We start from the raw sequence: 21,786 nt of genomic DNA, 5'->3' as shown, positions 1-21,786 counted from the left end.
AAGGAGGCCCGGCCCGGCGGGTGGGGCGACGTCGAGACGGTTCCGTACGACGGTACGGGGGTGAAGCGACGGTGCGGGGGTGAAGCGCCGTGACGGGAGCGGAGCGACGATACGGGGGCGGAGCGTCACGTCGGGGGTGGGACGACGTAACTGGCCCGACTCGACGCACCGGAGGTGGAGCGTCGTACCGGGCCCGACTCGACGCTCCGGGCCCGGCTCGACGCTCCGGGCCCGACTCGTCGCACCGGGACCGGCTCGACGCTCCGAGGGCGGAGCGACGCAACAGGTCCGATTCGACGTAACGGGACCGTATCGACGCAACGGGCTCGGCACGACGTACCGGCACCGGATCGACGTACCGAGGGCGGAGCGACGCAACAGGCCCGACCCGACGTACCGGCACCGACCCGACGTACCGGCACCGACTCGACGTAATGGGCCCGTCCCGACGCACCGACACCGACTCGACGCTCCGGGGCGGAGCGGCGCACCGGGCCCGGCTCGACTCAGCCGGGCCCGGTGTGACGGTGGGTCAGCTCGTCGTGGCTCCCTCGACCTTGGCGACACGCTTCTGCGGCGCGGGCGGTGCCGGCTTCCTGAGAGCCTGCGTCATCGCCGCGGCGGCGTGCTGCGGGGTCATCTTGACCTTGCCGGCGCCACCGTCGATCGACACGTTGTCGAAGGCGTGGCCGTACTTCTCCTCCAGCTTGGCCAGGTCTATGACCGGCTGGAGCTTGCCGTCGGGAGCGGCGGTGAAGGTGAGCAGTTCGCCGATGGAGCGCTGACTGAACGGCACCTCGACGCCGCCCGCCGACAGGTACACCCACCCGGAGACGGCCGGTTCGGCCATCTCCCGCAGGGCCCGGTCGACCTCCGCCTTGCCCGCCTTCGGCTGCTGCTCGACGGCGGCCAGCACCACCGGGGTGTTCTTGCCGGTGGCGGCCCGGTCCAGGTACGCCTTTTCGATCTTGCTCTTGGACGCCTTGACGTCGACGGCCTTGTAGGGCGTGCCGTAGTGCGGGACGGCCTTGCCGTTCTCGAAGGTGATGCTGCCGTCCTTGGCGGCGCCCGCCGGGCCGGCCACCGCCTTGAGCGCGACGTCCAGCTTCTCGTCGTCGGTGATCATCGCGGGCTCGGCGGTGCGTGTGCCGCCGAACAGCGAGCTGATGACGGAGACCGGGTTGTAGTCGCGGCCGGAGGCGTCCCGGACCGTGGCCTGGGTGTCGATGTTCAGCCCGGCCTTGGCCGGCACGAGCGTCTGCTCCTTGCCGTCCACGGTCAGCTTCAGCGGCTCGTTGCGGGTCTTCTGGACGGCCGCGTCGAGCTTCTTGACGGCCTCTTCCTTCGTGGCGCCGCCGATGTCCACGCCCAGCGCGGTGGTGCCGTTGGGCACGTCCGCGTGGTCGAGCAGCAGCCCCGCGCCGTACGCGACACCGGCCAGCACGACGACCGCGACGCCCAGCAGGACGACCTTGTTGCGGCCCTTCTTCTTCGGGTTTATCGGCTCGGGGATCTTGGCGCGCGGCGGGGCCGGGGTGTCCTGGCCCGCGCCCGGTCCGGGCGGGAAGGGCGCCGGAGCGGCGTCGGCGGGGACCGTCGGGATGCCGCCGACCAGGGTGTCGCTGGAGATCTGGTCGCCGCCGGGACGGCCGGCGCCGGTGGGCGCGCCGCCGGGGAAGTCGCCGGCGTTGCCGGCGTTGCCGCCCTTGCGACCCTTGCCGCCGGACGTACCGCCGTGGACGCCCGTCCCCTGGCCCCCGGCCGGTACCCCGCCCGTGACGCCGGTCCCGCTGCCGGGTCCGCCCGGCGGGGCGGGGGGCTGCGGGGTGAGCACCGCGGTGTCGTCGGTCATACCGGGACCACCGTCCGCACCCGGCGTGCCCGGAGCGCCCGGGGTACCCGGCGTGTGGAACCCGGTGGGCAGGTCGAAGGCCGAGTCACCCGTGGCCGGACCGGTCGTCGGGCCACTCGGACCACCGGGGCCACTCGGACCGGTCAGACCGCCGCGGTCGGCCCCCTGGCCGAAGCCCCCGCCGACGCCGGTGCCGACACCACTGCCAGCGCCAAGACCGGTGCCGGTGCCGCCGAGCGTGTCGAACGGATTCGCCCCGCTCTGCGCAGGCCCGTCGAACGGGCTGGACGGCGAGTCGAACGGCGACGGGGCCTCGTCGAACGGCGAGCCGCTGCCCGACGCGGGCGCGTCGGAGAAGTACGGCAGGTCCGGGCGCTGCTGCGCGTCGTCGGCGCGGTCCTGCGGCGCGGCGGGAGCCTGCGGGCCCGGCGCGGGCGACGAGGCGGGCGCCGGGGTACCGGTGGAGGCCGCCGTCGGCTTGCGGGGCGAGAACCAGTCGCTGGTCTTCTCGGCCGGAGCGCTCTTGGCGCCGTCGGCCCCCGGCGCGTCCGGCCTGCGGGTGCTGCCCGTGCGCTCGGACCCGCCGGCCCCTCCGTCGGACGCCCTCTGGCCGAGCGCTCCGGACGTACCGGACGTACCGGAGGTGCTGGACAAGGGGGACGGGCCGGTACCGGCCGATCCGCCCGCCCCCGGCTCCTCACCGACGGGCTTGCGCACGACGACCGGCGGGATGGGGCGGGACCCCGGAATATTGATCTTGATCCGCGTGGTCAGCGTGGTCTCGGTCTTCGGCTCCTCCGGCTTGGCCGCGGCGTCGGCCGCCACCGCGTCGTCCGCCTCGGACCGAGGCGTTCCGTACGGCGGTGTCCCCGACGGGTACGCGGCACCGCCGCGCCCCGGGGCGCCGGAGGACGAACTGTCAGATTCACGACTCAAAGCAGGTTCTCCCGGTTGGCTCCGCCGCTCGTCAGTACGGTGCTTGGGCGGCTCGGCGGCGCGCACCACCATACTGGCCGCTGTCGGCGGTCACCCCGGGAGCAGGACAACGCCCCGCTCCCGGACCGCCGTGCGGTCCTGAAAATGATCACTGGGGCCGGTACTTACTTGCCAAGTCGGGCCGCTTGCGCACCGTTGGCCCGCATCTGCGATCCGGTGGCACAGATCACAGCGAGCACGATGCCGCCGACGAGGAAGACGTACGTGCCCAGGCCGGCGCCGAAGAGGAAGTCCCCTTCGGGGCGGGCGTCGCTGAGCAGGATCACGGCCAGCAGCCAACCCGCGCCCGACGCCAGCACACCACCCGTACGGCCGAGCGCCACCTGCCCCCCGTAGAAGAGGCCGCCGGCCGCCGCCAGCGCCAGCAGCAGCCCACCGGGGAACCACGCCGCCTGGACGAGCCCGCCCGCGGCCGCCACGACCGCGCCGAGGACGAACAGCAGGACGTACGCGGCCACCCGGCCAAGGCTCAGCGGCGCGGCGAGCCCGGTTCCGGCCGCCGCGCCCCGCGCGCTTCCCGCGCCCGCGCCCGCCCCGGCACCGGACCCGGCACCCGTACCGGCGCCGCCACCGGCACCGCCCTTGGCCGCCGCGCCCTTGCCACCCTTGGGGACCGCCGACGCGCCCGCCTTCGGCCCCTTGCCGCCCGACGTGGCCCTGGTGCGCTTCTTCCCGCCGCTCATACCGCCTGCTCCTTCTCGTCCTCGGCGCGCTCCCCGTTCCCCGTGCCGTCCGCCACACCCGCGAAGAGATCGTCCTCGCGCTCCCCTGCCGCGGCGCCGGATCTGCCCCGTACGAGCTGGTAGTACTCGGTTTCGAGCAGGGGTTGCCCCAGGCCGTTGGAGAGCGCGAAGAAGGGGCCCTCGACGGCGATCTGCGTGGCGTGCGCCCGCATCGCCGCCGCCTTCGCGGCCCCGTACCGCTCACCTCCGGAGACCGCGGCGGTCACCACGGTCTCGTCCACGATCCCCGGCACGTCCTCCGCCGCGCCGACGCCGGGGAAGGACGGGCCCGCCGCGCGCAGCCGCGCGAAGCCCTCCTCGACCACCGGGCGCGGATTACGGTTCCAGTAGATCTTGCCGATCCGGTGCGGCGCCCCCAGCTCGGGGCGGAAGTCCGGGTCGGCGGCGAGGTCCGCGGCGCGCATGGCGACGCGGTGCGCCTGGATGTGGTCCGGGTGACCGTATCCGCCGTTGTCGTCGTAGGTGACCAGCACCTGCGGCCGTACCTCGCGGACGACGGCGACCAGGTGACCGGCGGCCTCGTCCAGGTCGGCCCGCCAGAAGGCGCCCGGCCGGTCGTTCTGCGGGGCGCCCATCATCCCGGAGTCGCGGTAGCGGCCGGCGCCGCCCAGGAAGCGGTGGTCGGTGACGCCGAGCGCCTCCATGGCGGCGGCCAGCTCGTCGACGCGGTACGGGCCCAGGGCGTCGTCCCGGTCCGGCGCGAGGTGGGCCAGGTCCGGCGGGATGACCTCGCCCTCTTCGCCGCGGGTGCAGGTCACGAGCGTGACCAGGGCTCCTTCGCCCGCGTACTTGGCCATCGTGGCGCCATTGTTGATGGACTCGTCGTCGGGATGCGCGTGCACGAGCAGCAGCCGGCGGGCGGGAAGGTCGGTCATGGAGACAGCGTACGAGCCGGGCGGCCGGGACCCCGCATCCCGATCCGGCCCGCCCGGCCCACCCCCGGTCCGAGGCCGGAGCCGCCGCTTCCGCGCACGGGCTCCGGCGCCCGCGCGGCACCGCGCGGGCAGGGGCCTAGAACTTGATGCCGCCGAGCATCCCGGCGACGTTCGTCGTCAATTGCTTGATGGTCGGGCCGATCGAGGAACTGGCCAGATAGAAGCCGAGCAGCATGCACACCAGCGCATGTCCCGTCTTCAGCCCGGACTTCTTGACGAGCAGGAAGACGATGATCGCCAGCAGCACCACCGCCGAAATCGTCAGTGCCACGGCGGCTCACCTCCAAGTACGCACGGTCCGGACAGCGTTGGGACGACGCGGGGCCGACGGGTGACGGCCCCGCGGGCACGGGGATGTCACGCTCCACTCCCATACCCACTCCGCGGAGGGGATCATAACTTTCCACGCTCGCGCATATGTCGGTGCACGGGAGCAGAACGGGGGCGCACGCGATCATCGCGGAAGCGGGCACGGCCGGGGCGCGGCGTCGTAGGCTCCTCCGCATGACCGGACAGCTCTCTTTTCCTCGGCAACACGCCCGTACCCAGCGCTTCTCCCTGGGCGCGCCGCGCGGCTTCGCGGTGGCGCCGGACGGCTCACGCGTCACGTTCCTCCGCTCCCGTACGGGCACCGATCGAGCGAATCTGCTGTGGGTACTGGATCTTGACGAGGGACGGGAGTACGCCGCCGCCGACCCGGCGGCGCTGCTCGCCGGCGCGGACGAGGAGCTGTCGCCCGAGGAGCGGGCGCGCCGGGAACGTACGCGCGAAGGATCGTCCGGTGTGGTGGGCTACGCCGTGGACGCCGCGGTGGAACTGGCCGCCTTCACCCTCTCGGGCCGCCTGTTCACCGCCGAACTGCGCGCCGGCACCGCCCGTGAACTTCCCGTTCCGGGCCCGGTGGTGGACCCCCGCCCGTCGCCCGACGGGCGGCACATCGCGTACGTGTCCCAGGGCCGCCTGCGGGTCGTCCCGGCCGACGCCGCGCCCGGCGACGGCGACAGCGTGCCCGGCGGCGACGGCGTGCCCGGCGACCGTTCCCTCGCCGAGCCGGACGGCCCGGACGTCACCTGGGGCCTCGCGGAGTTCCTGGCGGCCGAGGAGATGGGCCGCTACCGCGGCTTCTGGTGGTCACCGGACAGCGACCGGGTGCTGGCCGCACGTGTCGACGACGCGCCCGTACGCCGCTGGTGGATCGCCGACCCGGCGCACCCGGACCGCGAACCGGACCGGGTCGCCTATCCGGCGGCCGGCACCCCCAACGCCTCCGTGGGCCTGGCCCTGCTCGGTCTGGACGGCTCGCGCACGGACGTCACCTGGGACCACGAGCGGTACCCGTACCTGACGCGCGTGCACTGGTCGGCGGCGGGCCCGCCCCTCCTCCTCGTACAGAGCCGTGACCAGCGCGCCCAGCGCTACCTGACGGTCGATCTCAAGACCGGCGCGACCAGCACCGCGCACGCCGACGAGGACCCCCGGTGGGTGGAGCTGACCGCCGGGTCGCCCGCCTGGACGCCGGACGGGCGCCTGGTGCGCGTCGCGGACGAGGGCGGGGCCCGCCGGCTGTTCGTCGGCGACCGGGCCCTGACGGCGGCGCCGCTGCACGTACGGGCCGTGCTGGACATCGGCGAGGACGACGTGCTGTTCACGGCGAGCGGCGAGGAGCTGCACGACATCGGCGTCTACCGCGCCTGGTACCGCGGCAGCGGCGACCAGGGCGGCTGGGAGCGGGTCGGCAAGCGACCGTACCCGTCGGTGTCCTCCGCGGTGCGCGGCGGGGCGGTTACGGTCCTCTCGCACGCCTGTCCGGACCGGCCGGGAGCGCAGACGGAGGTGGTGCGCCTGGAGGCGGACGGCGGCGAGACCTGGCTGGCCGCGGTCGGCTCGTACGCCGAGGTGCCGGTGCTCGCCACCAGCCCGCGCTTCGTCCTGTCCGGCGAGCGGCAGATCCCCTGCGCGGTGCTGCTGCCGACCGGCTACCGGGCGGAGGACGGGCCGCTGCCGGTCCTCATGGACCCGTACGGCGGGCCGCACGGGCAGCGGGTGGTGGCCGCGCACAACGCCTACCTGACGTCGCAGTGGTTCGCCGATCAGGGCTTCGCGGTGGTCGTCGCGGACGGGCGGGGCACCCCGGGCCGCTCCCCCGAGTGGGAGAAGGCCATCCACCGGGACCTGGCGGCGGTGGTCCTCCAGGACCAGGTCGACGCGCTGCACGGGCTCGCCGACCGCTTTCCGCTGGACCTGGACCGGGTCGCGATCCGGGGCTGGTCCTTCGGCGGCTATCTGGCCGGGCTGGCGGCGCTGCGCCGCCCCGACGTCTTCCACGCCGCCGTCGTGGGCGCCCCGGTCACCGACCAGCGGCTGTACGACACCCACTACACGGAGCGGTACCTGGGGCACCCGGACGAGGACCCGGCGCTCTACGCCGAGAACTCCCTGGTCGACGACGACGGCCTGGTGGGCGCCGTGGAGCCGCACCGGCCGATGATGATCGTGCACGGGCTGGCGGACGACAACGTGGTGGTGGCGCACACCCTGCGGCTCTCCTCCGCGTTGCTCGCGGCGGGCCGGCCGCACGAGGTGCTGCCACTGTCGGGCGTCACCCACATGACACCGCAGGAGCAGGTGGCCGAAAATCTCCTGCTGTTGCAAGTCGACTTCCTGAAGCGCTCGCTGGGGACGGACTGAGCCGTCCGGCTCTCCTTCACCAGTTCGGCGGAAGGTCCGAGGGCGGGGGCGGCGGCGCGTACCCCGGCGGCAGCCGCCCGCCCACGGTCCCGCGCGTTGCGGCCGCCCCGGCCGCCGGGCGGGCCAGCGCCAGCAGCACCACAAGACCGGCCAGTACGGTGAACGCGGCGGTGCCGACGTCGAGTTGCGTGCGTGGGGCCAGGGCACGGAAGTGTCCGATCAGTCCCGCGCGCTGCTCGGCGGCCAGCACCGCGGCACCGTGCGCCACCAGGAGTGACGCGGTCAGCAGGCCCAGTGGCCGTAAGGACGCCGAGCGCCGGGCCGCCCCGACGGCGGACACCAGGGACAGCAGCGCCAGAGACAGCAGGGTCCAGTTGACCGGAGGCTGCAAGAGCGCGCGGTACGTGTCACCGACGACACTGCCCCAGTACGCGCTCCACCCCAACTCCCTTAGCGAGTAGACCTGCCAGGCCGCCAGTATCAGGCCGGAGCAGGCCAGCAGCATCAAGGCCACCACCGCGGGTGCGCGGCGCAGGCGACTCTCCCGGCGGTCCGCGCCGCTCCGTCCGGCCGAGGCGGCGATCAGCAGCAGGCCACTCACCACAAGGGCGACACCGGCCGTGATCAGCGCCCACTCCCTGGCCCCGGCCCCCGCCCCGGGAAGCCCTTCCGCGCCGAGGTTCCACAGCGGCGGCGCCCGGAACAGCAACGTCACCCCGGCCACCGCGCCCAGCGCGCACGGGGCGGACGGCGAGCGGCGCAGCACCGCCACCGCCGCGAGGAGGCAGCCGAGCCCCGACACCGGGTCCAGCAGCGTGGTCGCCCACACCCGCGCGCCGTCCGGCCGCGTCGGCACAGCCGCCCACACCCACCAGAGGTCCGAGGGGCGTTGCGCCACGAAGAGGTCGCGAGTGATCCATCCGGCGCTCAACAGCGCGAGCAGCAGGCACAACAGCGCGCCGAACCCTCCGACACCGCGCGCGCGAGCCCTTCTCCGCCCCATGTCGTGGCCCACCCCCTGCCCCCGCACGGACAGGTCTACTCCACCCACCGCACCGGGACAACCGCGCGGCAGCAGACGGCGGACGGCGGGCGCGCCGCCGCCGGCCGGGGTGATCGCAGGACCACCCCGGCCGGTTCACGGCACCCGCACGGCCGTACGCTGTCGAGTATGGCGCGTCCGTATATCGGCGTGACGACAGTCAAGTTGCCCCGGCGTTACGGACGTTGAGCAGGATATGTCGCCCATGCCGTACGCCGCGTACCGCTGTCAAGCACGCCATGGCGTCAATCTGCGCAATCTTCGCTCAAGAAGAGGACACCGCCCCACCGAGCGTTCACCGTCCTCTTGACTGGGCCATAAATCACTTGCCAAAGTCCGCTCAACCAGCGGTGCGAATCAGCTCCGCTTCCTGTTGCAAGTGAACTCGGTGCGGGGGAACTTCGCGATGACCAGTCCGTCCCAGACCGCGGTAACGCAGACCGATCCCTCCGGACTCGGACCCGAAGGGCTGCGGAAAGTCAAGGACCGCAAGGGTGGGGAACTGGTCGGCCGTTCCCCCGGCCAATTGATGTGGATCAGGTTCAAGCGCGACCGGACCGGAGTGATCAGTGGCTGCGTCGTACTGGCGTTCTTCTTGATCGGTCTGCTCGCCCCGCTGATCTCCGCGCTGTACGGCAAGGATCCGTACACCCGGTACGGACAGATCACTCCGGGCCTGCTGGTGAACGGATATCCGGCGCAGCCGAACGGAGGCATCTCTTCTGAATTCTGGTTCGGAATCGAACCGACCCTCGGGCGTGACGTGTTCATGCAACTCGTCTACGGCATCCGCACCACTCTTTACCTCTCAGTCGCCATCACTCTCGTTTCGGTGCTCACGGCAATCGTCATGGGAGTCGCCGCCGGATACTTCGGCGGCCGGGTCGACTACTTCATCGGCCGCGTCATCGACCTGCTGATGGCCTTTCCCAACCAGCTCTTCTTCGTCGCGTTCGTCCCCGTGGTCGGCGCGATCTTCGTGGCCCCCGAGGACGCGATGGCGACCTGGATGCGCTGTCTCATTCTCATCCTGGTGCTGTGGTTCCTGGGCTGGATGAGCCTGGCCCGGCTGCTGCGCGGCACCGTCCTGTCGCTGCGCGAGCGCGAGTTCATCGACGCCGCCAAGGTCAGCGGCGCCTCCCCGGCCCGGATCATCCGGCGTGAGCTGCTGCCGAACGTGATGACGCCGATCCTGGTGCAGACGACCTACATGCTCCCCAACTTCGTCACCTCGATCGCGGGCCTGTCCTTCCTCGGCGTCGGGCTCGTCGAACCCACCCCGGACTGGGGCCGGATGTTCGCCAACGCGGCGGACTACTACCGCAACGACATCACGTACTTGTTCTTCCCCGGCATCGCGATGGTGCTCTTCATCGTCGCGTTCAACCTCCTCGGGGATTCCGTCCGGGATGCCTTCGACCCGAAGCGCGCCCGGTGAACCGTGTTCCACGGGGGGTGCTGCCACCCCAGCACCGCACACGTCAGGCAGCGGCCACGGAACTACGACAGGCAGGTGCATCCACCACCATGAACACAGCCCGTACGCACAGAGCGCGCGCCACGGTCGTGGCGCTGTCCGCGGGGGCCCTGGTCCTGACCGCCTGCAGCAGCGGCGCCGGTCAGGGGGCGGAGGACGACCAGGGACGCAAGAAGGCCGAGGGCCAGCGCGCCCAGATCGCCTTCGGCGACGCCAAGGCGTCCACCGGGCCGGCCGAGCCGGTGCCCGGCGCGACCCCCGGCGGCACGATCAAGGTCTACCAGCGCGACACCTACGACCACCTGGACCCGGCGCAGATCTACGTCAGTGACGAGGGCACCCTCTCCACGCTGATCTTCCGCCGGCTGACCTCCTACCACCTGGACAACAAGGGGAAGTACACGGTCGTCGGCGACCTGGCGACGGACAGCGGCAAGTCCACCGACGGCGGCCGGACCTGGACGTACACCCTGAAGAAGGGCGTGAAGTTCGAGAACGGCCGGCCGATCACGTCCAAGGACATCCGGCACACCTTCGAGCGGACCTTCGCCAACTTCATCTCCAACGGCCCGACGTACGTCCAGCGCTGGCTGGCCGACGCGGAGGGCAACGAGTACCGCAAGCTGCTGCCGGGCGGCCCGTACGGCGGCAAGCACCTGCCCGACAGCGTGCTGGAGACCCCGGACGAGAGCACCATCCGCTTCCACTTCAAGAAGCCGGTGGGCGACCTCCCGTACGCGCTGGCGATGGCCGGTTACGCCGTCGTACCGGAGCAGGGCGACACCAAGGAGCGGTACGACAAGGCCCCGGTCTCCTCCGGGCCGTACAAGATCGCGCCGGGATCGTTCAAGTCCGGCAAGGGCATGTCCCTGGTCAAGAACCCCAACTGGGACCCGGACACGGACATCACCCGGCACCAGTACGTGGACAAGTTCGACATCCAGTTCGGCGTCTCCTACCCCGACTCCACCCAGCGGCTGATGTCCGACAGCGCCGACAACCAGACGGCCGTCAGCTTCAACAACCAGGTCGACGCGGCCAGCCTCCAGCAGGTGGCCTCCACCCCGGACATCAAGAAGCGCTCCACCAGCGGCTACCAGCCCTACGTCGGCGTCATCAACTTCAACATGAAGCGCCTGAAGGACAAGAAGGTCCGTGAGGCCATCGCCCACGCGATCCCGATCCAGGCGGTGCTGGACGCGTTCGGCACGCCGGGCGGCGGCGAGCTGGCGGGCAGCTACATCAGCCCGACGCTGACCGGGCACAAGGACATCGACCCGTACGGCAAGCTCAAGAAGCCGATGGGCGACGTGGAGAAGGCCAAGCAGTTGCTCAAGGAGGCCGGCAAGGTCGGCATGAAACTGACCTTCGCCTACACCAACGCGCCCGAGCCGCAGAAGTACTCGGTCGCGATCGCCGACAACCTGCGCAAGGCCGGCTTCAACGTGCAGAACAAGGACCTGCCCTCGGACACGTACTACGACATCATCGGCAAGGTCGACAACCAGTTCGACATCTACCCGTCCGCGTGGGGCGCCGACTGGCCCAGCTCGCTGACCGTCATCCCGCCGGTCTACGACGGCCGCCAGATCCAGGACAACGCGCCGAACTACTCGCACTACAACAACCCGGCCGTCAACAAGGAGATCGACCGGATCTCCCAGATGACCGACCAGAAGCAGGCCGCGCACGACTGGTTCGCGCTCGGCGAGAAGATCCTCAAGGAGGACCTGCCGCAGCTGCCGACCTTCTACTACAAGCAGATCCAGCTGCACGGCTCCAAGGTCGGCGGGGTGGTCAACAACGACATCATCAGCTCCGTCGACCCGACCAAGATGTTCGTGAAGAAGTAGCGGGGCCGGCGCCCCGGCGCCGCCCGCGCGCCGTGCGCCGCCCGCGTCCGGTGTGCCCGCCGTCCCGGGCGGGCACACCGGCCCGGCGCACTCCCGACCCTCTGGCTGCCCAAGAGAGCTGCGACCGCCATGCTGCGTTTTCTCTTCCGCCGGTCCCTCGGCGCGATCGTGATCCTGCTGATCATCAGCGCGTTCACGTTCTTCCTCTTCTTCGCCGCCCCCCGGGATCCCGCGCTGCTGGCCTGCGGAAAGAACTGCACGCCTGACGCCATCGCAGTGATCCACAAGAATCTCGGGCTCGACAAACCCGTACCGGTCCAGTACTGGCTGTTCATGTCCGGCATCGTCACCGGACGGGATTTCGCCGTGGGGCACTGCCCCGCCCCCTGCTTCGGCTATTCCTTCGCCAACGGCGACCCTGTCTGGGACACGATCGTGGACCGGTTCCCCACCACCGTCTCGCTGACCATCGGGGCCGCCGCGGTGTTCCTGAGCGTCGGTGTCGGAACCGGAATGATCGCCGCCTGGAAACAGGGCCGGCTCATCGACAAAATCTTCAGCTCGTCCTCGCTGGTGCTCTCCTCGATGCAGATCTATTTCATCGGGCCGATCGTGCTCGCGCTGCTGGTCTACAACCTCGGCTGGTTCGGTCAGCCGAAATACGTGCCGATCACCGAGGATCCGCTGGGCTGGTTCCTGGGGCTGATCATTCCGTGGTGCGTGCTGTCCGTCATCTTCACCGCGCAGTACACGCGTATGGCCCGCTCGTCGATGATCGAACAGTTGCAGGAGGACCACGTACGGACCGCCAAGGCCAAGGGAATGGCGTCCCGTACGGTCTTCTTCCGTTACGCCTGGCGCGGCTCGCTCATTCCCATCGTGACCATTTTCGGTATCGACCTGGGGTCGCTGTTCGGCGGCGCGATGATCACCGAATACACCTTCGCGCTGCCCGGCCTGGGGACCCTCGCCGTGAAGTCGGTGCAGAACACCGACCTGCCCATGACCATGGGCGTGATGCTGTTCGCCGCGACCTTCATCATCCTGTTCAACATCGTGGTGGACGCCTGCTACGCGTTCATCGACCCGCGCGTGCGGCTGTCCTAGGAGAGGCCCCGTGTCCACACTCACCCAGCCCGCGGGCGCGCCGGCCCCGGCCGCCTCGGACCCGTTCCTGTCCGTACGCGACCTGTACGTGCGGTTCGCCACCGAGGACGGCGTCGTCAAAGCGGTCGACGACCTCTCCTTCGACCTGGAGCGCGGCCGTACCCTCGGCATCGTCGGCGAGTCCGGCTCCGGCAAGTCGGTCACCAACCTCGCCATCCTGGGCCTGCACAGCCCCAGCCACACGACGATCACCGGCGAGATCCTGCTGGACGGCGACGAGCTGACCGGCGCCCGGGAGCGGGACCTGGAGAAGCTGCGCGGCAACAAGATGGCGATGATCTTCCAGGACCCGCTGACGTCGCTGTCGCCGTACTACACGGTGGGCCGCCAGATCGCCGAGCCGTTCGTCAAGCACACCGGCGCGAGCAAGCGCGAGGGCCGGCAGCGCGCGGTCGAGATGCTGGAGAAGGTGGGCATCCCGCAGCCGACGCTGCGGGTGGACGACTACCCGCACCAGTTCTCCGGCGGGATGCGGCAGCGCGCCATGATCGCCATGGCGCTGGTGTGCAACCCGTCGCTGCTGATCGCCGACGAGCCGACCACCGCGCTGGACGTCACCGTGCAGGCGCAGATCCTGGACCTGCTCAAGGACCTCCAGCAGGAGTTCGGCTCGGCGATCATCCTGATCACCCACGACCTGGGCGTGGTCGCCAACACCGCCGACGAACTGCTGGTGATGTACGCCGGGCGGGCCGTCGAGCGCGGCACCGTCAAGGAGATCCTCACCGAGCCGCACCACCCGTACACCTGGGGGCTGCTGGGCTCGATGCCGCGGCTGTCGGCGAGCGTGGAGGAGCCGCTGACACCGATCCCCGGCACCCCGCCGAGCCTGCTCTCCCCGCCGACGGGCTGCCCCTTCCACCCGCGCTGCGGTTTCGTCTCCGAGGTCGGCGGCACCCGCTGCCAGGACGAACGCCCGCCGCTGGCCCCCGGCCGGGCGGCGGCCTGCCACCTGAGCCCCGAGCAGAAACACACCCTGTTCACCGAGCAGATCAAGCCCCGGCTGGGCTAGGAAGCGAAGCGACGACCATGAGCGCACCCGAAGACGTCATCGTGCCCGCTCCCCGGCCGGCCGCCGCCGGACCCGGCGAGGTGCTGCTGACCGCCCGGGGCCTGACCAAGCACTTTCCGATCATGGCCGGGTTCCCGTTCAAACGGCGGGTCGGCGCGGTGCAGGCGGTGGACGGCATCGATCTGACCGTGCACAGCGGCGAGACGTTCGGCCTGGTCGGCGAGTCGGGTTGCGGCAAGTCCACCACCGGGCGGCTGCTGACCCGGCTGCTGGAGCCGACCGCGGGAACGATCACGTACCGGGACCGGGACATCACCCACGCCGGGCGCAGGGAGCTGGCGCCGGTCCGCTCCGAGATCCAGATGATCTTCCAGGACCCGTACTCGTCGCTGAACCCGCGGCAGACGGTCGGCACCATCATCGGCGGGCCGATGGAGATCAACGGCATCGCCCCGGAGGGGGGCATGGAGCGGCGGGTACGCGAACTCCTGGAGATCGTCGGCCTGAACCCGGAGCACTACAACCGCTTCCCGCACGAGTTCTCCGGCGGCCAGCGCCAGCGCATCGGCGTCGCCCGCGCCCTCGCCCTGGAGCCGAAGCTGATCGTCGCGGACGAGCCGGTCTCCGCGCTGGACGTCTCCATCCAGGCCCAAGTGGTCAACCTTCTCCAGGAGTTGCAGCGGGAGCTGAACATCGCGTTCCTGTTCATCGCGCACGACCTGGCGATCGTACGGCACTTCAGCCAGCGCGTCGCGGTGATGTACCTCGGCAAGATCGTCGAGGTCGGCGACCGGGAGTCCATCTACCAGCGGCCGCGCCACCCGTACACCCACGCGCTGCTCTCCGCCGTCCCCGAGGCCCGGCTGCTGGACGCACAGGAGGAAGCGGAGGACCGCGAGCGCATCCGGCTGGCCGGCGACGTCCCCTCACCGATCAACCCGCCGTCCGGCTGCCGGTTCCGTACCCGCTGCTGGAAGGCGCGCGACAAGTGCGCCGCCGAGGAACCGCCGCTGGTGCAGATCACCGGCAACGTCGGCGGACACCTGACGGCGTGTCACTTCCCGGAGGAGCCCACGACGGCGGCGCGGGACGCGGACATCGTGCTGGACCCGGCACTGGCGGCGATCGAGGACGCGGTACCCGGGCCGGAGGCGGGGGACGAGGGGGCCTGAGCGGCCGGGGCGCCGGCCCGCGTCCCCCGGTGTCGGATCAGCCGTCCGGGGCAGGTGCCGAGGACACACCGGCTCCACACAAGGACAGATGACACATATGGCTCACCGCTCCCCGGCCCGGATACGCACCCGCGTGCCCCTCCTGGCCACCACCGGCGTCCTGACGCTCCTCTGCGCGAGCACCCCGGCCGCCGCTGCCACCACCGGCCCCCACCGGCCCGCGCCGCGCCCCACCTACGCCATCGCCCACCGGGTGCTGACCGCCGACGGCGTGGACGCGGCGCTGCGGCACGGCGCCAACGCCGTCGAGATCGACGCCACCGCCTGGAAGAAGGGCTGGTGGGCGGATCACGACGGCACCCCCACCAGCGCCGGTGACACGATGGAGGCCGTGCTCCAGCGCATCGCCCAGCGGCGCAGCGAGGGCAAGACCGTCACCTTCGTGTGGCTCGACATCAAGAATCCGGACCACTGCCGCAGCGATGACGCGAAGTGGCGGCACTGCTCGGTGGCGGCGCTTCGCGACCTGGCCCGCCGCACCGTGGAGAAGCAGGGCGTACGCGTGCTCTACGGGTTCTACGGCACCGAGGGCGGCACCGGCTGGAAGGACGTCACGACCGGCCTGCGCCCGCTCGAAGGGATCGACGTCAGCGGCAACGCCGCGGACGTGGCGAAAGCCTTCGCGACCCACGGCTCCCGCATCCCCGCGCACCAGCGCGTGATGGACAAGGGCCTCTTCAGTATCGCGCTCGGCGCCCGCAAGATCACTTCCGAGCTCCGGGCCGGCGCCGAGGCCCGTCACCGCAAGGAATTCGCCTCGACGGCCGGCTGGACGGTCGGCACGGGCGACGCGAAGAACGTCGCCGAGCTGCTGGCACCGTACGCGGCAGGCGGGGCCGAAGCCGACAGCCTCATCTACGGGCTGCGCGCCGCCTGTTACCCGGACGGCACGTCCGGGTGGCGCGGCGGCTGCGGCACCGACGGGTCCGCCGTGAAGAAGGCACTGTCCTCCGTCACCGATTACGTCGCCGGGCACCCGGCCGAGCGGCGCATGGCCACCAACAGCGACGTGCCCTTCGGGAGCTGAAACCGGGACCGCGGACGGCGCGGCCCGCTACCCGCCCGGCACGACCTGCCGTTCCTCCGCGAAGTGGCACGCCGAGGCGTGCCGGGCCGGGCCCGTCACCCCCGCGAAGCCCTCCGGCACGTCCAGCGGCGGCACCTCCAGCGCGCAGCGCTCCCGCGCCTTCCAGCAGCGGGTACGGAAGCGGCAGCCGGACGGCGGGTCGGCCGGCGAGGGCACGTCGCCGCTCAGCAGGATGCGGTCGCGCCGGGCACGCGCCTCGGGGTCCGGTACCGGTACGGCCGAGAGCAGGGCCTGGGTGTACGGGTGCGTCGGATGCCCGTAGATCTCGTCCTCCGTGCCGACTTCGGCGAAGCGGCCGAGGTACATCACCGCGACCCGGTCGGAGATGTGCCGGACGACCGACAGGTCGTGCGCGATGAAGACGTACGACAGGTCGAACTCGTCCTGAAGCCGTTCCAGCAGGTTGACGACCTGCGCCTGGACGGAGACGTCCAGCGCCGAGACCGGCTCGTCCGCCACGATCACCTCGGGGCGCAGCGCCAGCCCACGCGCGATGCCGATGCGCTGGCGCTGCCCACCGGAGAACTGGTGCGGATAGCGGTTGATGTACTCCGGATTGAGCCCGACCACGTCCAGCAGGTCCTGGACCTTCCGCCGCCGGTCCCCCTTAGGAGCCACCTCCGGGTGGATGTCGTAGGGCTCGCCGATGATGTCCCCGACCGTCATGCGCGGGTTCAGCGAGGTGTACGGGTCCTGGAACACCATCTGGATGTTGCGGCGCACGGCCTTCAGCGCGCGCCCCGACAGCCTGGTGATGTCCTCGCCCCGGTACAGGATCTGTCCGCCGGTCGGCTTCTCCAGCCCGACCAGCAGCTTGGCGACCGTCGACTTGCCACAGCCGGACTCCCCCACGATCCCCAGCGTCTCGCCCTTGCGCAGGGTGAAGGAGACGGTGTCCACGGCCTTGACCGAGCCGATCTGCCGGCGCAGCACGATGCCGCGCGTCAGCGGGTAGTGCTTGGCCAGGTCCCGTACGTCGAGGACGGTTTCCCCCGCGCGCCCAGCCGCCTCAGCGTTCACCGGCGGTCTCCTCGCTCACTGATGGTCTCCTCCCAGAAGTGGCAGGCGCTGGCCCGGCCCGGTGCCACGTCGTAGAGCGGCGGCCGGTCCGTACGGCAGATGTCCTGCGCCTTGGGGCAGCGCGGGTGGAAGGGGCAGCCCGGCGGAATCGCGGTCAGGCTGGGCGGCAGTCCCTTGATCGCGTACAGCTCCCTGCCCTTCTGGTCCAGGCGCGGGATGGAGTCGAGCAGACCGCGGGTGTACGGGTGGGCGGGCGCCCGGTAGAGGTCGTGGACGGGGGCGGTCTCCACGATCCGGCCCGCGTACATCACCGCGATCCGGTCGGCGACGTCCGCGACAACCCCCAAGTCGTGGGTGATCAGCACCAGCCCCATGGCGTACTCCCGCCGCAGCTCCGCGAGCAGATCCATGACCTGGGCCTGGACCGTCACGTCGAGCGCCGTCGTCGGCTCGTCCGCGATGATCAGGTCGGGGCCGAGGGCCAGCGCCATCGCGATCATGATGCGCTGGCGCATCCCGCCGCTGAACTGGTGCGGATAGTCGCCCACCCGGCTCCTGGCGGCCGGGATGCGCACCCGGTCCATCAGCTCGGCCGCGCAGGCACGTGCCTCCCTGCGGGACATCCCCCGGTGCACCTCGAACATCTCCCCGAGCTGCGCCCCCACGCTCAGCACGGGGTTGAGCGCCGACAACGCGTCCTGGAAGATCATCGCCAGCTTGGTGCCGCGCATCCCGCGCCGCTCCTCGGCGCTCATCCGCAGCAGGTCCCGCCCGTGAAAGAGGATCTCACCGCCCGTGATGTGCCCCGGTGGCGTGTCCAGGATGCCCAGAACGGCCTGCGCGGTCACCGATTTGCCCGAGCCCGACTCCCCCAGTACGGCCAGCGTCTCGCCCGCGCGCACCCGGTAACCGACCCCGTTGACCGCGTGCGCCACACCGTCCCGCGTACGGAACTCCACCTTCAGGTCCCGCACGTCCAGCAGCACACCGCCGCCGGAACCGGCCTCCTGCCGCAACCCCTCAGCCGTCATCCACCGTCTCCTCAGCGCAACTTGGGATCGAGGGCGTCGCGCACCGCGTCGCCGAGCATGATGAACGCCAGTACGGTCAGGCTGAGCGCGCCGGCCGGCCACAGCAGCATGTGCGGCGCGTTGCGGATCTGCTTGGACGCCTCGGAGATGTCGATGCCCCAGGAGACGGTCGGTGGCTTCAGGCCGACGCCCAGATAGGAGAGCGTCGCCTCCAGCGCGATGTACGTGCCGAGGGCGATGGTCGCCACGACGATCACCGGCGCGACCGCGTTGGGCGCCAGGTGCCGCAGCAGCAGCCGGGTGTTGCCGGCCCCCAGCGCCCGCGCCGCCTGCACGAAGTCGGCCTGTTTGACGGTCAGTACGGAACCGCGGGCGATCCGCGCGAGCTGCGGCCAGCCCAGCAGCACGATGAACCCGACGACCGGCCATACGGAGCCGGACGGCACCACGGACAGGAACACGAGACCGCCCAGCAGCATCGGGATGGCGAAGAACATGTCGGCGATCCGCGAGAGCAGCGCGTCCCACCAGCCGCCGAAGAATCCGGCCAGCCCGCCCAGCACCCCGCCGAGGAGGGCGGCTCCGGCCGTGGCGCACACGCCGACCGTGACGGAGGCCCGGGCCCCGTACACCGTCCGCGCGAAGACGTCGCAGCCCTGGGTGTCGAACCCGAACGGGTGGCCGCTGCGCGCGCCTTCCTGCGACAAGGTGATGTCGCAGTCCAACGGATCGGTGCCGGTCAGCAGGGACGGCCAGACCGCGACCAGCAGGAAGAACAGGATCAGCAGGCCGGACACGATGAAGACGGGGCTGCGGCGCAGGTCGTGCCAGGCGTCCGACCACAGGCTGCGGGCCCGGCCGCCGGCCGGCTGCACGCCGGCCCCCTGCGGAGCCCCCGGGGCCCCGGGCACCTCCGGTGTCCCGCCGAGCCCGCCCATGGTCTCCGCCTCGACAGCGGGCAACGGCGTTCCGCCGCCCGCCGTCCGGAACGGCTCGGGACGCTCGGGTTCAGGCATAGCGGATCCTCGGGTCGAGCACGGCGTACAGGAGGTCGACGATCAGGTTCGCCAGCAGGAAGACGATGACCAGGACGGTGACGAAGCCGACGACGGTCGGGGAGTTCTGGCGGACGATGCCCTGGTACAGCTCGTAGCCGACGCCGTGCACGTTGAAGATCCGCTCGGTGACCACCGCGCCGCCCATCAGCGTGCCGATGTCCGCGCCGATGAAGGTGACCACCGGGATCAGCGAGTTGCGCAGCAGGTGCCGGACGACGATCCGGCGCCGGGGCAGGCCCTTGGCGACGGCCGTACGGACGTAGTCGGCGCGGGCGTTCTCCGCGATCGACGTCCGGGTGAGCCGGGTGACGTACGCCAAGGACACCAGCGCCAGCACACAGCCCGGCAGCAGCAGTTCGTCCAGCGGCGCGCCCAGGGCGACGGCCGGGCTCACCCACGCCCACTTCACGCCCAGCAGGTACTGGAGCGCGTACCCGCTGACGAACGTCGGTACGGACACCACGATCAGCGTGAGCACCAGCACCCCGGAGTCCAGCAGCCGCCCCCGCCGCAGCCCGCTGAGCACGCCGAGCGTCACCCCGACGACGATCTCCGCGACGATCGCGACGACGGTGAGCCGCAGGGTGACGGGAAAGGCGGTACCCATCTTGTCCAGGACCTGCTGCCCGTCGAAGGTGGTGCCGAAATTCCCCGTGAAGATCTGCCCCATGTAATGCAGGTACTGCTGCCACAGCGGCTGGTCCAAATGAAGCTCACGGCGGATCTGCGCGGCCGTCGCCGGGTCGGGTGCACGGTCACCGGAGAGGGCCGCGACCGGGTCACCGAGCGCGTACACCATCACAAAAATGAGAAACGTGGCACCGACGAAAACCGGCACCATCTGCAGCAGTCGCCGAATGACATAACGCCCCACGGCCGTCCACCCGCCCCTCAGCCCTTGATCGTGATCTGGCCGTACACCGGAACACTGAAGGGATTCAGCGCGACATTCTCGACCCGTTCCCCGTACCCGCCACTACCGTTCTGGTACCAGAGCGGGATCGCGGGCATCTCCCGGGCCAGAATCCGCTCGGCCCGGTGATACGTGTCGTTCACCTGCCGCAGCTCGCTCTCCGCGTTGGCCCGGCTCACCAGTCCGTCGAACTCCTTGTTGCTCCAGCCCGAGTCGTTGGACGACGCGCCGGTGAAGTACTGGCTCTGCAGAAAGGTCTGGATCAGCGGATAGTCCATCTGCCAGCCGGCCCGGTAAGGCCCGCTCATCTTCTTCTGCGTGACCTTGGTGCGGTAATCGGCGAAGGTTCCCATCGGCGCACCGTCACACACATGCCGGCCCAACGCCTTGTTCACGCTGTTGCACAGCGCGTCCACCCACAACTTGTGAGACCCGGTGTCCGCGTTGTACGTCACCTTCATCGAACCGCCGGGAATCCCGCCCCCTTCGGCGACCAGCTTCCGGGCCCCGGCCGGATCGTACGTACACGCGTCACCGCACAGGCCCGCCCGGTAGCCGCCGTGCTCCCCCAGGGCCATCGCGGTCCAGTCGGTGGCGGGCGTCCGCGTCCCCCGGAAGATCTGCCGGGTGATCGCCGGCCGGTTGACGGCCATGGAAATCCCCCGCCGGACCTTCTCCACTCCCGCCTTCGACCACTTCTCGTCGTACATCGGGAACGACAGCGTCTGGATGATCCCCGCAGGCTGGTTGATGTAGCGCCCGCCCAGATCCTTCTTCACATGCTTCAACTGCGGAGCCGGCACATCATCGACCAGATCCAGATTCCCCGCCATCAAATCCGTGTAAGCAGTGTCATTGTCCGTATAAACCTGAAGATCAACTCCACCGTTCCGCGCCCGGTCCGGACCCGGGTACTTTCCCCACCTCCGCAGCCGCATGACCCCGCCCTTGGCATACGACTGCACCGCGTACGGCCCATTGCCGACCGGTTTCGCCAGCCACGCGTCGTGATCGGTGAAGAACAACCGGGGCAGCGGCAGAAAGGCGTTGTATCCGAGCATGTCCGGCCACAGCCCGAACTTCCTGTTCAGCCGCACCGTAAAAGTGAACTCGTCCCGTACCCGCAGCCCACGCATCGTCTTCGCCGTCGGCTTCTCCCCCGCCCCCTCGGGGTGCACGTCCTCATACCCCTCCACATAACTGAAGAACGGCGCCCCCTGCTGCCGGTTGGTGACCAGCGCCCCGTAATTCCAGGCGTCCACGAAGGACCGCGCGGTCACCTTTTCCCCATTGCTGAACGTCCACCCCGGCTTGACCTTGACAGTGAAATTCCGCGCATCCGGCGACTCGACCGACTCCGCGACCATGTTCTCCGCGACAGCGGTCCGCGGGTTGTACCGCTTCAGCCCCCGGAAAGCGAGATCGAGCACCTTGCCGCCCTGCACATCGGTGGTGTTGGCCGGCTCCACCGGATTCTGCGGGTCACCCCAGGACGCCCGGACGACCGTGGGGTCCTGCCCGCCCCCACCACACCCGGCAGCGGCCAGGGCAGCCACGGCGGCCACACAGACCACCGACCCGACGCGCCAGGCTCCACCCAACGAGCTGCCTCCTCAGAACCGCGACCCCGGACACCCACCGACGCCCTCGGCCCCAACCTGGCACCTCCCGTCCCCCACA

The 21,786-nt window shown here is 70.8% G+C and carries 17 protein-coding genes; 7 read left to right on the top strand and 10 right to left on the bottom strand.

Annotation, left to right across the window (positions count from 1 at the left end):
- Positions 1 to 532: 532 nt before the first annotated feature.
- The 4 genes from ACZ4QV_RS00830 to ACZ4QV_RS00815 all read right to left on the bottom strand — a co-directional run bounded on the left by ACZ4QV_RS00830 (position 533) and on the right by ACZ4QV_RS00815 (position 4,797).
- Entirely contained in the window at positions 533 to 2,788 is a 2,256-nt protein-coding gene (locus ACZ4QV_RS00830) for a hypothetical protein (RefSeq protein WP_467762442.1), read from the bottom strand.
- Between the two features lie 164 nt (positions 2,789 to 2,952).
- On the bottom strand, positions 2,953 to 3,531 hold the full coding sequence (locus tag ACZ4QV_RS00825; RefSeq protein ID WP_361147065.1) for a DUF6113 family protein: 579 nt from the start codon (positions 3,529 to 3,531) through the stop codon (positions 2,953 to 2,955).
- Positions 3,528 to 4,466: an N-acetyl-1-D-myo-inositol-2-amino-2-deoxy-alpha-D-glucopyranoside deacetylase gene (mshB, locus tag ACZ4QV_RS00820; RefSeq protein ID WP_361586506.1), complete on the bottom strand. Its 939-nt coding sequence runs from the start codon at positions 4,464 to 4,466 to the stop codon at positions 3,528 to 3,530. Before mshB ends, ACZ4QV_RS00825 begins: the two co-directional genes overlap by 4 nt.
- Positions 4,467 to 4,602: 136 nt before the next feature.
- Positions 4,603 to 4,797 carry a hypothetical protein gene (locus tag ACZ4QV_RS00815; protein ID WP_030020272.1) on the bottom strand — a complete coding sequence of 65 codons (195 nt, stop codon included), beginning with the start codon at positions 4,795 to 4,797 and terminating at the stop codon, positions 4,603 to 4,605.
- 233 nt (positions 4,798 to 5,030) lie between these two features.
- Here ACZ4QV_RS00815 and ACZ4QV_RS00810 point away from each other — a divergent pair, with 233 nt between their 5' ends.
- Positions 5,031 to 7,214: a S9 family peptidase gene (locus ACZ4QV_RS00810; protein ID WP_361618319.1), complete on the top strand. Its 2,184-nt coding sequence runs from the start codon at positions 5,031 to 5,033 to the stop codon at positions 7,212 to 7,214.
- Positions 7,215 to 7,230: 16 nt separating this feature from the next.
- Here the strand turns inward: ACZ4QV_RS00810 and ACZ4QV_RS00805 are convergent, their stop codons facing one another.
- Positions 7,231 to 8,217, bottom strand: coding sequence for a hypothetical protein (locus tag ACZ4QV_RS00805; protein WP_467762441.1), 987 nt, complete (start codon positions 8,215 to 8,217; stop codon positions 7,231 to 7,233).
- 445 nt (positions 8,218 to 8,662) lie between these two features.
- Between ACZ4QV_RS00805 and ACZ4QV_RS00800 the strand changes: the two genes are divergently transcribed.
- The 6 genes from ACZ4QV_RS00800 (at position 8,663) to ACZ4QV_RS00775 (ending at position 16,024) form a co-directional block, all read left to right on the top strand.
- A complete protein-coding gene (locus ACZ4QV_RS00800; protein ID WP_361147076.1) occupies positions 8,663 to 9,694 on the top strand; it encodes an ABC transporter permease in 1,032 nt (343 codons plus the stop codon).
- Positions 9,695 to 9,783: 89 nt separating this feature from the next.
- Positions 9,784 to 11,586, top strand: a complete 1,803-nt coding sequence (locus tag ACZ4QV_RS00795) for an ABC transporter substrate-binding protein (RefSeq protein ID WP_361147079.1) — start codon at positions 9,784 to 9,786, stop codon at positions 11,584 to 11,586.
- A gap of 129 nt (positions 11,587 to 11,715) precedes the next feature.
- A complete protein-coding gene (locus tag ACZ4QV_RS00790) occupies positions 11,716 to 12,693 on the top strand; it encodes an ABC transporter permease (protein WP_361147080.1) in 978 nt (325 codons plus the stop codon).
- Positions 12,694 to 12,703: 10 nt separating this feature from the next.
- Positions 12,704 to 13,765, top strand: a complete 1,062-nt coding sequence (locus ACZ4QV_RS00785) for an ABC transporter ATP-binding protein (RefSeq protein ID WP_467762440.1) — start codon at positions 12,704 to 12,706, stop codon at positions 13,763 to 13,765.
- Positions 13,766 to 13,782: 17 nt separating this feature from the next.
- Positions 13,783 to 14,937 (top strand): ABC transporter ATP-binding protein, encoded by a 1,155-nt coding sequence (locus ACZ4QV_RS00780; RefSeq protein WP_361147086.1) that lies wholly within the window; start codon positions 13,783 to 13,785, stop codon positions 14,935 to 14,937.
- Between the two features lie 97 nt (positions 14,938 to 15,034).
- Positions 15,035 to 16,024, top strand: coding sequence for a PI-PLC domain-containing protein (locus ACZ4QV_RS00775; protein ID WP_361876522.1), 990 nt, complete (start codon positions 15,035 to 15,037; stop codon positions 16,022 to 16,024).
- A 27-nt stretch (positions 16,025 to 16,051) separates the two neighbouring features.
- Here ACZ4QV_RS00775 and ACZ4QV_RS00770 read toward each other — a convergent pair whose 3' ends face one another.
- The 5 genes from ACZ4QV_RS00770 to ACZ4QV_RS00750 are packed head-to-tail and all read right to left on the bottom strand — an operon-like array spanning position 16,052 to position 21,707.
- Positions 16,052 to 17,104: an ABC transporter ATP-binding protein gene (locus ACZ4QV_RS00770; RefSeq protein WP_361147091.1), complete on the bottom strand. Its 1,053-nt coding sequence runs from the start codon at positions 17,102 to 17,104 to the stop codon at positions 16,052 to 16,054.
- Positions 17,101 to 18,090, bottom strand: coding sequence for an ABC transporter ATP-binding protein (locus ACZ4QV_RS00765; RefSeq protein ID WP_361586554.1), 990 nt, complete (start codon positions 18,088 to 18,090; stop codon positions 17,101 to 17,103). The genes ACZ4QV_RS00770 and ACZ4QV_RS00765 overlap by 4 nt, the downstream gene beginning before the upstream one ends.
- A gap of 56 nt (positions 18,091 to 18,146) precedes the next feature.
- Complete coding sequence (locus ACZ4QV_RS00760) at positions 18,147 to 19,151, bottom strand: ABC transporter permease (RefSeq protein WP_361147093.1); 1,005 nt, start codon at positions 19,149 to 19,151, stop codon at positions 18,147 to 18,149.
- Positions 19,144 to 20,067, bottom strand: a complete 924-nt coding sequence (locus ACZ4QV_RS00755) for an ABC transporter permease (protein ID WP_361147096.1) — start codon at positions 20,065 to 20,067, stop codon at positions 19,144 to 19,146. The genes ACZ4QV_RS00760 and ACZ4QV_RS00755 overlap by 8 nt, the downstream gene beginning before the upstream one ends.
- Positions 20,068 to 20,084: 17 nt before the next feature.
- Positions 20,085 to 21,707, bottom strand: a complete 1,623-nt coding sequence (locus ACZ4QV_RS00750; protein WP_467762439.1) for a peptide ABC transporter substrate-binding protein — start codon at positions 21,705 to 21,707, stop codon at positions 20,085 to 20,087.
- Between the last annotated feature and the right edge of the window lie 79 nt (positions 21,708 to 21,786).

The organism is Streptomyces sp. NPDC026394 (genome assembly GCF_055567735.1).
The sequence above is the reverse complement of the archived record's forward strand: the minus strand, read 5'-3'. Positions and strand labels throughout refer to the sequence as shown.

What these genes read in the sequence shown, in the direction of transcription:
- ACZ4QV_RS00825 (WP_361147065.1), bottom strand. Translation starts at nt 3,531, where the DNA reads ATGAGCGGCGGGAAGAAGCGCACCAGGGCCACGTCGGGCGGCAAGGGG.
- mshB (WP_361586506.1), bottom strand. Translation starts at nt 4,466, where the DNA reads ATGACCGACCTTCCCGCCCGCCGGCTGCTGCTCGTGCACGCGCATCCC.
- ACZ4QV_RS00810 (WP_361618319.1), top strand. Translation starts at nt 5,031, where the DNA reads ATGACCGGACAGCTCTCTTTTCCTCGGCAACACGCCCGTACCCAGCGC.
- ACZ4QV_RS00805 (WP_467762441.1), bottom strand. Translation starts at nt 8,217, where the DNA reads ATGGGGCGGAGAAGGGCTCGCGCGCGCGGTGTCGGAGGGTTCGGCGCG.
- ACZ4QV_RS00800 (WP_361147076.1), top strand. Translation starts at nt 8,663, where the DNA reads ATGACCAGTCCGTCCCAGACCGCGGTAACGCAGACCGATCCCTCCGGA.
- ACZ4QV_RS00795 (WP_361147079.1), top strand. Translation starts at nt 9,784, where the DNA reads ATGAACACAGCCCGTACGCACAGAGCGCGCGCCACGGTCGTGGCGCTG.
- ACZ4QV_RS00790 (WP_361147080.1), top strand. Translation starts at nt 11,716, where the DNA reads ATGCTGCGTTTTCTCTTCCGCCGGTCCCTCGGCGCGATCGTGATCCTG.
- ACZ4QV_RS00780 (WP_361147086.1), top strand. Translation starts at nt 13,783, where the DNA reads ATGAGCGCACCCGAAGACGTCATCGTGCCCGCTCCCCGGCCGGCCGCC.
- ACZ4QV_RS00775 (WP_361876522.1), top strand. Translation starts at nt 15,035, where the DNA reads ATGGCTCACCGCTCCCCGGCCCGGATACGCACCCGCGTGCCCCTCCTG.
- ACZ4QV_RS00760 (WP_361147093.1), bottom strand. Translation starts at nt 19,151, where the DNA reads ATGCCTGAACCCGAGCGTCCCGAGCCGTTCCGGACGGCGGGCGGCGGA.